Annotated in this window: 9 protein-coding genes; 7 read left to right on the forward strand and 2 right to left on the reverse strand. The window is 32.1% G+C overall.

Annotated elements, in window-relative coordinates:
• Positions 1 to 15 precede the first annotated feature (15 nt).
• Positions 16 to 1,614, forward strand: a complete 1,599-nt coding sequence (locus PMN2A_RS04535; RefSeq protein ID WP_011293854.1) for a glucose-6-phosphate isomerase — start codon at positions 16 to 18, stop codon at positions 1,612 to 1,614.
• A 3-nt stretch (positions 1,615 to 1,617) separates the two neighbouring features.
• Here PMN2A_RS04535 and leuS read toward each other — a convergent pair whose 3' ends face one another.
• A complete protein-coding gene (gene leuS / locus PMN2A_RS04540) occupies positions 1,618 to 4,206 on the reverse strand; it encodes a leucine--tRNA ligase (protein WP_011293855.1) in 2,589 nt (862 codons plus the stop codon).
• Positions 4,207 to 4,341: 135 nt separating this feature from the next.
• Between leuS and dapF the strand changes: the two genes are divergently transcribed.
• Genes dapF through PMN2A_RS04560 form a run of 4 tightly spaced genes read left to right on the forward strand, consistent with a single transcriptional unit; the run spans position 4,342 to position 8,260 of the window.
• A complete protein-coding gene (dapF, locus tag PMN2A_RS04545; protein WP_011293856.1) occupies positions 4,342 to 5,196 on the forward strand; it encodes a diaminopimelate epimerase in 855 nt (284 codons plus the stop codon).
• A gap of 11 nt (positions 5,197 to 5,207) precedes the next feature.
• On the forward strand, positions 5,208 to 6,389 hold the full coding sequence (locus PMN2A_RS04550; RefSeq protein WP_011293857.1) for a cysteine desulfurase family protein: 1,182 nt from the start codon (positions 5,208 to 5,210) through the stop codon (positions 6,387 to 6,389).
• A gap of 10 nt (positions 6,390 to 6,399) precedes the next feature.
• Positions 6,400 to 7,020, forward strand: a complete 621-nt coding sequence (locus PMN2A_RS04555) for a DUF1995 family protein (RefSeq protein WP_011293858.1) — start codon at positions 6,400 to 6,402, stop codon at positions 7,018 to 7,020.
• A 4-nt stretch (positions 7,021 to 7,024) separates the two neighbouring features.
• Positions 7,025 to 8,260 carry a D-alanyl-D-alanine carboxypeptidase gene (locus PMN2A_RS04560; protein WP_011293859.1) on the forward strand — a complete coding sequence of 412 codons (1,236 nt, stop codon included), beginning with the start codon at positions 7,025 to 7,027 and terminating at the stop codon, positions 8,258 to 8,260.
• On the opposite strand, the gene coaD is transcribed toward PMN2A_RS04560, so the two are convergent.
• A complete protein-coding gene (gene coaD / locus PMN2A_RS04565; RefSeq protein WP_011293860.1) occupies positions 8,257 to 8,733 on the reverse strand; it encodes a pantetheine-phosphate adenylyltransferase in 477 nt (158 codons plus the stop codon). The genes PMN2A_RS04560 and coaD overlap by 4 nt on opposite strands.
• Before the next feature lie 67 nt (positions 8,734 to 8,800).
• On the opposite strand from coaD, the gene PMN2A_RS04570 reads away from it, so the two are divergent.
• The gene (locus PMN2A_RS04570; RefSeq protein WP_011293861.1) at positions 8,801 to 9,283 is read left to right on the forward strand and encodes a flavin reductase family protein; all 483 of its coding nucleotides are present in this window, start codon (positions 8,801 to 8,803) and stop codon (positions 9,281 to 9,283) included.
• An 18-nt stretch (positions 9,284 to 9,301) separates the two neighbouring features.
• Positions 9,302 to 11,224 carry an excinuclease ABC subunit UvrC gene (gene uvrC, locus PMN2A_RS04575; protein WP_011293862.1) on the forward strand — a complete coding sequence of 641 codons (1,923 nt, stop codon included), beginning with the start codon at positions 9,302 to 9,304 and terminating at the stop codon, positions 11,222 to 11,224.
• The last annotated feature ends 34 nt before the right edge of the window (positions 11,225 to 11,258 follow it).

The raw sequence follows: 11,258 nt of genomic DNA on the forward strand, positions 1-11,258 counted from the left end.
ACTCTTTTATTAATAATGGCAATAACTGACATCTTCCAGATGAATAACAACGATAAATGGGCAAGGTATTGCGACCTTTTGTATAGCGATGATTCATTAGGTTTTTGGCTTGATATAAGCAGAATGGATGTAGCGATAAATGATTTTGAAGATTTTAATGAAATTTATTCCAAAGCCTTTGATGCATTAGAAAGTCTCGAGAATGGTTCTATTGCTAATATTGATGAAGGTAGGCAAGTAGGTCATTACTGGCTTAGGAATCCAAAAGTTGCTCCAAGTCCAGAGATTTCAGATTCTATAACTAAGGAAATTCAAGACATATCAAAGTTTGGGTCTTCTATATTAAATGGTGAAATAACAAACAGCGATGGAGAAAAATATACAGATGTATTTTGGATTGGAATCGGTGGTAGTGGTTTAGGTCCTCTACTCATTAAGGAGTCCTTCAAGAGAGAATCAATCGGATTGGATCTACACTTTCTAGACAATGTAGATCCTGAGGGAATTTCCCATAAATTAAATTCTATCCTTCCTAATCTTAATTCAACTTTGTTTGTAGTCGTTAGTAAATCGGGTGGCACTCCAGAACCATTAATTGGAATGGAGCAAGCTATGAAGTTTGTTCGAGATAACAACCAGAATTGGTCATCTCGAGCGATAGCTATTACATCAAAAGGGAGTAAATTAGATCTTTTGGCACATAATGAGAATTGGTTAGATATTTTTGATTTGCCCGATTGGGTTGGCGGCAGGACAAGTATTACTGGCGCTGTTGGATTATTACCTGCTGCTCTAATTGGCGCTGATATTAATAAATTCTTAAATGGAGCATCTCAAATGGATGCACTAACAAGAGTAAAAGACATTAAAAATAATCCAGCAGCACTTTTGTCCTTAGCTTGGTTTAAATCTGGAAATGGAAAAGGGTTAAGGGATATGGTTGTTCTTCCCTATAGAGACAGATTAGAAGTTTTCAGTAGATATCTTCAACAACTTGTGATGGAATCTTTAGGAAAGAAGTTTGATAGAGATGAAAATCAAGTTAATCAAGGTATCGCAGTTTATGGAAACAAAGGTTCTACAGATCAGCATGCATATGTCCAGCAATTAAGAGATGGTATTGATAATTTCTTTGTTAATTTCATTGAAATTCTTCACGATCCTTTAGAGATTGTTGAAGTAAAAAATAAAAGACCAGGTGACTATTTGTCTGGATTTCTTCAAGGAACTCGTTCAGCATTGACTGAAGGTGGTAGACAGAATTTGACAATCACTTTTAAGTCATTTGATGAATCAAGTCTTGGCGCTTTAATTGCATTGTTTGAGCGAGCTGTAAGTCTCTATGCTGAATTGATTAATGTTAATGCCTACAATCAACCGGGAGTTGAAGCAGGTAAAAAAGCGGCTACAAAGATAATAAAACTTCAAAAAGAGATTGAGGAATTATTAGATGATGGAAAGCAAAGAACATTAAATGAAATCAATGATGCGTTATCTTCTGATTCAACAGAGTCAATTTATTTAATTCTTAGAAAACTTTCAGAAAATTCTGATCATTATTCAATGATTGGTAATCAATCAAATCCCGATAAGCTTATTATTTCGAAAACTTAATTGCTAAATAACTATATTTACTAATTTATTCGGGACAACAATTATTCGTTTTGGTTCCTTTCCATCCATCCATTTTATAGCAGCCTCAGTTTTAATAGCTAAGTCCTCTAAATTTTCTTTAGATAGATTTTTACTAGCATTAATTGATCCTCTAACTTTTCCATTTATTTGAATCATAAGTTTAAAAGTATCTTGTTCAATTGCACCTGCATCAAATTCTGGCCATGACTGAAGATGAATACTTTGAGTATTTCCGATTGTCTTCCAAAGCTCCTCTGCAATATGAGGAGAAAATGGAGAAGTTATTTTAACTAATATTGAAATAACTTTATTTAGAGTTTCATTACTACAGTAATTAACTATTAAACTTAGGCCATTTACAACCTTCATAAGTTCAGATATTGCTGTATTAAATTGAAGATTATCCAAATCATCAGTAATTTCCTTAATAGCAATATTAATTAGGCGTAAAGCCTCTTCGTCTTTAGACTTTTCTTTTTCTATATTAGATCTTGAATTATTATTTGTTAGTTTAAAAGTATTAATAACAAATTTCCAGAGTCTCTGTATAAATCGGTATTGCCCTTCGACATCGGAGTCATCCCACTCTAAATCTTTCTCTGGTGGAGCTTTAAAAAGAATAAACATTCTTGCTGTGTCAGCTCCATATTTATCTATCACTACAGATGGATCTACACCATTGTATTTTGACTTCGACATCTTTTCATAGATGATTTCAATATTCTCTCCTGTAAGTGGATCTTTAGGATTATCAATATCTTTAATTTGATCCTTTGAAAAATATTTATTTGTATTGGGATTTTTAAAAGTAACGGCTTGAACCATCCCTTGAGTTAGCAGTTTCTTAAAAGGTTCATCGATATTTATTAATCCACATTTCTTGAGAGCCTTGGTTAAAAATCTAGAATATAGTAAATGTAAAATAGCGTGCTCGATACCACCAACATACTGCTTAACTGGAAGCCATTTGTCTATTTCGCTTTTCAGAAAAGGCTTTTCACAATTATCAGGATTTATATATCTTAAAAAGTACCAAGATGAACACATAAAAGTGTCCATTGTATCAGTTTCTCTTTTTGCTTCAGTTCCACATTTTGGGCAACAAGTATTTATCCATTCGGTTTTGGTTGTTAAAGGACTCTTACCTTTACCAGTTAATTTAATATCAATTGGTAGTACAACTGGAAGATCATTGTCAGGGACTCTTACTTGGCCACACTTCTTACAATTAATAATCGGAATTGGGCAGCCCCAATATCGTTGTCTAGATATAAGCCAATCTCTTAATTTGTATGTGATCTTTGGTTTTGCCCAATTTGAATTTGAACCAAATTCAAGTATTTGTGTTTTTGCAATATCAGATTCAATACCATTAAATTTATCTGAATTGATCATGATTCCTTTATCAACAAATTCAGCATTTAAATAACTTTCATCTTCATCAATATTGGGTTTTATTACATATTGAATTGGTAAATCATATGATTTTGCAAACTGATAATCTCTACTATCGTGAGCTGGAACACCCATCACAGCACCAGTTCCATATTCCATAATCACATAGTCTCCTATCCAAATCGGTATCTCTTTATTATTTGCTGGATTAATTGCATCTACTCCTAAGTACATTCCAAGTTTTTGTCTAGTATCTGAATTACGTTCAAGATCACTTAACTTTTCTTGAGTTTGTCTAAAGTCATTTAATTTATCTATATCATTAGAACTTATTAATTGATCAATTAATGGATGATTCGATGCTAATACCAGATAACTCACTCCATAAACGGTATCTATTCTTGTTGTGAATGCTGTTATTTTTTGGTCGCTATTTTTGATTTCAAATGTTATTTCTGCTCCGATGGATTTACCAATCCAATTTTTTTGCATAACTCTTACTCTATCTGGCCAGTCATTAAGCTTAATTAAATCCTTATTAAGATCTTCGGCGAAACTAGTAATTCGTAAAAACCACTGATTTAATTCTTTTTTCTCAACTTTAGCTCCAGATCTCCATGATTTACCTTCAGCGTCTACTTGCTCATTAGCAAGAACAGTTTGATCAATTGGATCCCAATTAACTGTTGCTTTTTTTTGATAGGCAAGATTATTTTTATGTAATTGATTAAATATATATTGAGTCCATTTATAATATTCTTCTTTGCAAGTAGTAACTTCTTTAGACCAATCTATTGATAGTCCTAGACGATCTAATTGATCTTTCATTTGTGAAATATTTTTATCTGTCCATGTCGATGGACTTATTTCTCTCTCTATTGCTGCATTTTCAGCAGGTAAACCGAAGGAATCCCAACCCATTGGATGTAGGACGTTAAAACCTTTCATCCTTTTATATCTAGCGAGCACGTCTGTAATTACATAATTCCTGACGTGACCCATATGTAAAGAACCTGATGGGTATGGAAACATGGACAAGGCATAGAAAGTATTTTCTTTATTTACTTCAGTATTTGTCCTATAAAGGTCATCACTAGCCCATTCTTTTTGCCAATAAGCTTCTACTTCCCGAGGCTCGTATCGCTGGTCATTAATATCTGAAGTAGTATTATTCAAGGAAGATCTCCTTCAGTAGTTGATTTGCTAATCAAATAATGTTCTCATAAATTGATGCGCAATATGCCAATAGTTCTGAAATTACTACCAAGAGTCCTTTATTTCCTACAAACATAGTTTAACAATCAGAAAATCATGAAAAATAATTTTTCAAAATATCAAGGACTTGGTAATGATTTTATTATCTTTGATGCTCGTAGTAACAATTTAGACCATTTATTTTCAAAAAATAAAGATAATTTTATTGAGCACCTATGTAATAGAAATTTCGGCATCGGAGCTGATGGTATTATTCTTATATTAGAGTCTAATAATAAATGTTTTGTGAGAATGAAGATTTATAATTCTGATGGATCTGAGCCAGAAATGTGTGGCAATGGTATTAGATGTCTGATTGCTTTTTTGAATGATAATAATGAAATTAATGAATTGTCTGAGATCCCCATTGAGACCAAAGCGGGTCTTATTCTTACTTATATTGATGGTAATGAAAATATAAAAGTAAATATGGGTGAACCTATTCTTTCTCCTTTAGATATACCCACAAAATTGTTGATGAACAGTTTAAAAGTTCCTAATGGTGTGATTACATTAAAAGATCAAATATTAAATGTTTATGCTGCTAGTATGGGCAATCCTCATATGATCGTATTTGTTAATGATATTGAAGGGATACCATTTCAAGAATGGGGTAGTTTCCTAGAAAAACATAATACATTCCCAAACGATACCAATGTTCACTTTGTTGAAATAATCGATAAGTCAAATATTAAAGTAAAGGTATGGGAAAGGGGTTGCGGCCCAACATTAGCTTGTGGTACTGGAGCATGCGCTTGTCTAGTAGTTACCTCTAAGCTAGGGAAAACTTTAAACAATGCTAATGTCTATTTACCAGGCGGCAAATTAGAAGTTGAGTGGCCAAATCAGTCAGGTCCCGTTTTCATGCAAGGACCAGCTTTAAAAGTATTTAGTGGAGAGATAGATATTTAATAAGTCCTCATATGAATGATATTTATCTCGATGCATCAGCGACTACTCCTCCTCATTTAGATGTTATTACTAAATTAAAGGATATTCAATTTGAATGCTGGGGTAATCCATCAAGTATTCATAAAGTTGGGGTTATCGCAAGAGAGATTTTAGAAAGATCAAGATTATCAATAGCAAATAAATTGAAAGCGTCTTCTGACGAATTATTTTTTACATCTGGAGCAACTGAATCAAATTATCTAGCTCTAAAAGCTGTATCTAATAATCTTGATAGAGGAAGAATTGTCATTTCTAGCGTTGAACACCCCTCGATTAACCTAATAGCTAATCAATTGCGTAATGAAGGCTGGGATATTAAATACTGGCCTGTGGATAGTTATGGAATTATTGACCTAGATTTATTAGAGGAGGTGTTATCTCCTCCGACAAAATTGGTTTCAATAATCTGGGGACAAAGTGTGATTGGCTCCATTCAGCCCATAAATCTCATAGGTATGGAATGTAAGAAACGAAATATTCTTTTCCATACAGATGCAACACAGGTCCTCCCTTGTGGCCTTATTGATTGGAGTAATTTAAATGTCGATATGCTTAGCGCCTCTGCTCATAAGCTTCAAGGCCCTAAGGGTATTGGTTTATTGATGTTGCGAAAGGGTATTCAAGATTTATTAATGAAGAATCCTTCATATGGATTTAAAAATGGCTCTATAAGATCTGGTACTGAGTCTGTTCCCCTTATTGCAGGTTTTTCGACAGCGATTGACTTACTCAATGAATATATAGAGGTTAAAGATAATCAAACTTTATTTCCTGTTAATAATGTTTCAAAAATGACTTCTCTTTTAAAAAGAAAGCTAATTAATAATAAACATCTTACGTTTATCGGACCAGACAAGGAACGACTGCCCAATAATCTTTCATTTCTCTGTCATACAGAAGCAATGATTCCGATTAAAGGTAGAGAAATTGTTCGATTATTGTCAAAACATGGAGTTTATATAAGTAGCGGTAGTGCTTGCTCTTCATCTAGTCAAGGACCAAATCCAATACTTGTAGCAATTAATGTCGATAAAACATTTCAAGAATCTGGATTAAGAATTACTATTGGTCCATGGATTTCAAATGATGATATTACCTCAGTCTCAAATATAATATTCGAATCATTGAAATCTTTAGAACTCAAAAAACAATGATCATTAAACAATGAATATGTTGCCATCAGATCTTAAAGAGGCTGAATCAAATGTATATGAATCTGTTCAAAGTTACTTTTTAAGTAACTCCGAACAATCATTTCTATCTATAAATCTAAAATTCGATGGATTAAGACTAAATCCAATTATCTTTCGTTTATCTAATAAACTTACAGAAATTAAATACGATAATATTTTATTGTGGGCTGATGCTGGTGGAGCAGCTCTCGCGAAAAGAGATTATCCTGAATTAGCTACTAAGATCTTTACTTTTAAAGAATTTATTAATTCTACAGATTTGTCAAATTCTATATTATTAGTTTGTTCTCCTCAACCATATGATATAGAAATGTTTGAACAAGTATGTTCACATGCAAAATCTAATGTAATTATGATTAATGGTAAGCTGGAGGATCCAATTGTTGGAATTGGAAGCGTAGGAAGAGAAATGAGAAAAAGATTTGCTAAAAAATGGAAAGTTTTATACTTTGTTCAACCATTATCGATGGGTGCATTATTAAAAAGATATCCCAATGATTGGGAACTTTTTAAATTAAATAATAATGGTTATACTTTTGTTAAATCATTTATTAATAGACCTGACGATGAAACAATAATCCTTAACTTGTAAATTAATGAAAAAAAATCTTTCTTTATTTATTGGATTAATAATTATATCGATAAATACAGCCAATGGTAATATATTTTCGATATATTCTTACGTCCGACAAAGAATTAATATTAATACTATAAGTCCTGAGGAGACAAATATATGTTATGCATTGCAAAAAAAGATAGAGGATTATATTGATAACTTTAATAGTCAAATAAGTGTTAACATTTTAAATAAAAATGGTGAGTATATTGTAGATATAAATGGAAAAATCCCTAGAATTCCTGCTTCGAATCAAAAGATTTTGTCGAGCGCTTTTTCTTTAGATAATTTAGGACCAAACTATATTCTCAAAACATCTCTAAAAGAGATGAGTAGTGGAGGATTATACTTTGATGCATCTGGTGATCCTGACTTTAATAAAAGACATTTAGATGAGTTACTAAGAGGACTAAATAGTAAGGAGATTAATACGGGTATTAAATTACCAATTTTAATCAGTAGTAGTAATAAAAATACTTGGTGGCCCCCTAGCTGGTCCTATTCTGATAGGAAAGAGGAGTATGGAGCACCAATTACTAAGTACTCGATAGCTAGTAATGCAAGTACTAAAGCTTTAAATAATCCAATAGATAATTTTATTAATGAGTTAAATACTTCTCTAGTAAGAAATAACTTATCAAGTAAATATTTTATTAAACCTGTTTATAAGGATTTTTCTGTTGATTTTGCTTCTACTATCAAAAGTGTTAATTCTGCGCCCTTATATATTTTACTTAATCTAGTTAATTCTGAAAGCCATAATTATACAGCTGAGGTTGTTTTCAGACATTCATTAAATAATTGGTCTCATGATTTTCCTAATGTTAAATACACTAAGTGGTTAAATGATCAAAACTTTGATTCAGATGATTTTATCTTTGCTGATGCTAGTGGTTTATCAAGAGAAAATAGAGTTACTACATATGGTTTATCTCAATTTTTGAGAAGAATGCAATTAAGTAGATATTCCGATTATTATTTCTCATCTTTTTCTATTTTAGGGGTTAGAGGATCATTGAAAAATGTAAAAGCCCCAATAAATCTCAAAGGTAGAATTTTAGCTAAATCAGGAAGACTTAGTAACGTTAGATCTATTTCTGGTATTATATTAGGCAAAGATAAAATATTTAGTATTATTGTTAATAATAAGGAAAATTCGACGAAGAATATTATTAATATTTTATCAATAGTAGATAATACTAATTATTGTACTTAATTAGTATTTAGTTTCATAAGATCCTTAGCGATGAATTCAGGAACCATATGGCGAATCTCACCGCCAAATCTTGCGACTTCTTTAACTACTGAACTACTTAAAAAGCTATGGTGCGTTTCTGTCGCGAGAAAAATTGTTTCGTACTGATTATTTAAAGATCTGTTTGTATGAGCAACCTGTAGTTCATATTCAAAATCACTCATAGCTCTTAAGCCTCTTAAAATAAGATCAGCATTGTTTTCATGAGCACAATCAACAGTTAATCCTTTAAAAGCTATTGTTCTGCAACCTGGGATATCTTTTGTAGCATTTTTAATCTGCTCGATTCTTCTCTCGCACGAGAAAGTTGCCTTTTTTGATGGGTTTTCTAATACTGCAATGAGAACCTCTCCAAATAAATCACTTCCTCTTTGAATTAGATCAAGGTGCCCAAATGTTAATGGGTCGAAACTACCCGGATAAAGCGCCTTCATTGTTTTTTAGCTTTAAAAATGTCCATTTCTTTCATAGAATCACATATCTATAAACGTATCAAAGCGCATGACTCTCAATCAGGATGCAAAAAAAGTTCTTTTGCGCAAAATCCCTCATGGATTATTTATATGTGCAGTAAGAGAGGGTGATGAAATAAATGGTTTTACAGCTAGCTGGGTAACACAAGGTTCATTTACACCACCATTAGTTGTAATGGCTGTTCGTGCCGATGGATCTAGTCATGGAATTATTCAAAGAACAAAGATGTTTTCTTTAAATGTTTTGAGAGAAGATCAAAAGGACCTAGCAGCTGTGTTTTTTAAGCCTCAAAAAGGATTAGGAGGAAGATTTGAAGCTTGTAAATTCACTTATGGAGAATTAGGCATGCCGTTAATCGAAGATGTCATAGGTGGCGTTGAATGTGAAGTCATTTCAGGAGTCGAGCATGGAGATCACACAGTTTTCGTCGCTGAAGTAAAGAGTGCAGTATTGAATAAAGATGGATCTGCCTTAAATTTAGCGAGCACAGGTTGGAATTATGGTGGTTAATTTATCGAGACAAGTTCGGTGGAACTAACACCGTTAATAAGGGACAAGTCAAGATTATCGGATTTTTTAAAGGATATACCTAATGATCCTGGATGTTATTTGATGAAAGATGGTGAGGATAGATTGCTTTATGTTGGTAAATCTAAAAAGTTAAGGAATAGAGTTAGAAGTTATTTTCGTTCAGGTAATGAATTAAGTCCTAGAATATCTTTAATGGTGAGACAAGTTGCAGATATTGAATTGATTGTTACTGATAATGAAAGTGAAGCATTAACATTAGAATCAAATTTAATTAAATCTCATCAACCATATTTCAATGTTTTACTAAAAGATGATAAAAAGTATCCCTATGTTTGCATTACATGGGGTGATAAATATCCAAGAATATTTTTAACTAGAAAAAGGCGTCAACGACAATTAAAAGATAAATATTATGGTCCTTATGTAGATGTTTATTTACTTAGACAGACTCTATTTAGTATAAAAAAATTGTTTCCACTCAGGCAAAGAAGAATTCCACTTTATAAGGATAGAACATGCCTTAATTATTCAATTGGAAGATGTCCTGGTGTTTGTCAGGAAGAAATAAGTTCAGAAGATTATAAAAACACTTTAAAACGTGTTGAAATGATATTTCAAGGAAGAACAGATGAATTAAGAATATTATTAGAAAAACAAATGATTTCTTTTTCAGAGTCATTGAAATTTGAAGAGGCTGGATCAGTTAGAGATCAGCTTAAGGGTATAGATAGATTGTATGAATCTCAAAAGATGATTATTCCTGATTCATCTGTTTGTAGGGATATAATTGCAATGGCATCAGAAGAAAATATAAGCTCAGTACAAATTTTTCAAATGCGATCAGGTAAATTAATTGGTCGTTTAGGATATTTCTCAGATAATAGTAATTTTAATTCATCTCAAATACTTCAACAAGTAATAGAAAATCATTATTCAAATGTAGATCCTGTTGAAATCCCATCAGAAATATTAGTTCAACATCAACTTGTAAATAATATTTTAATTTCAGATTGGCTTAGTGAAATAAAAAAACAAAAAGTTAATATAAATGTTCCTAAAAGATCTAGAAAAGCAGAGATTATTAAACTCGTAGAAAAAAATGCTAATTTAGAATTACAAAGAATTAAACAATCTCAGGATAAGAATTTAGTTGAACTTGATGATCTGACTAATATCCTTGATTTAGAAAATATTCCAAAGAGAATTGAATGTTATGACATAAGCCATATCCAAGGAAGTGATGCTGTTGCATCACAAGTAGTATTTATTGATGGTATTGCGGCAAGGCAACACTATAGAAGATATAAAATTAAAAGCCCGAATATAAAAATTGGTCATAGCGACGATTTCGAATCAATGGCTGAAGTGATAACTAGAAGATTTAGAAGATGGGCTCGTTTTAAAGAAGAAGGTGGAGATATTGATGCCCTATTAAGTAATGAAAGCAGTGTTCTTGATAATCTGAATTTAAATGACTGGCCAGATCTCGTTGTGATAGATGGAGGTAAAGGTCAATTAAGTTCTGTCGTAGCAGCTCTTGAGGGCCTGAAACTTGATCAAAATTTAAATGTCATTTCTTTAGCAAAAAAGAAGGAGGAAGTTTTCATTCCGAAGGTTAAACAATCATTAGTTACCGAATCAAATCAACCAGGAATGCTTTTGCTAAGGAGACTGAGAGATGAGGCTCATAGATTTGCAATTACTTTTCATAGACAAAAAAGGAGTCAACGGATGAAACGTTCTCAGTTAAATGAAATACCGGGTCTTGGACCTCAAAGAATAAAATTATTGCTTGAGCATTTCAGGTCAATTGAGGCAATTCAAATGGCTACTTTTTCTGAACTTTCATCAACACCAGGCTTAGGCAGATCAACTGCTGTTGTTATTAGAAACTATTTTCATCCCGATAAAAATATATAATCTATTTTTAAATTATTAACTATTTAGCGACATC

The sequence above is a fragment of the Prochlorococcus marinus str. NATL2A genome (assembly GCF_000012465.1).
GTDB lineage: Bacteria > Cyanobacteriota > Cyanobacteriia > PCC-6307 > Cyanobiaceae > Prochlorococcus_B > Prochlorococcus_B marinus_B.

Bases quoted from the DNA above. Each gene is read 5' to 3' on its own strand.
- PMN2A_RS04535 (WP_011293854.1), top strand. From the start codon at position 16: ATGGCAATAACTGACATCTTCCAGATGAATAACAACGATAAATGGGCA.
- dapF (WP_011293856.1), top strand. From the start codon at position 4,342: ATGAAAAATAATTTTTCAAAATATCAAGGACTTGGTAATGATTTTATT.
- PMN2A_RS04550 (WP_011293857.1), top strand. From the start codon at position 5,208: ATGAATGATATTTATCTCGATGCATCAGCGACTACTCCTCCTCATTTA.
- PMN2A_RS04555 (WP_011293858.1), top strand. From the start codon at position 6,400: ATGAATATGTTGCCATCAGATCTTAAAGAGGCTGAATCAAATGTATAT.
- PMN2A_RS04560 (WP_011293859.1), top strand. From the start codon at position 7,025: ATGAAAAAAAATCTTTCTTTATTTATTGGATTAATAATTATATCGATA.
- coaD (WP_011293860.1), bottom strand. From the start codon at position 8,733: ATGAAGGCGCTTTATCCGGGTAGTTTCGACCCATTAACATTTGGGCAC.
- PMN2A_RS04570 (WP_011293861.1), top strand. From the start codon at position 8,801: ATGACTCTCAATCAGGATGCAAAAAAAGTTCTTTTGCGCAAAATCCCT.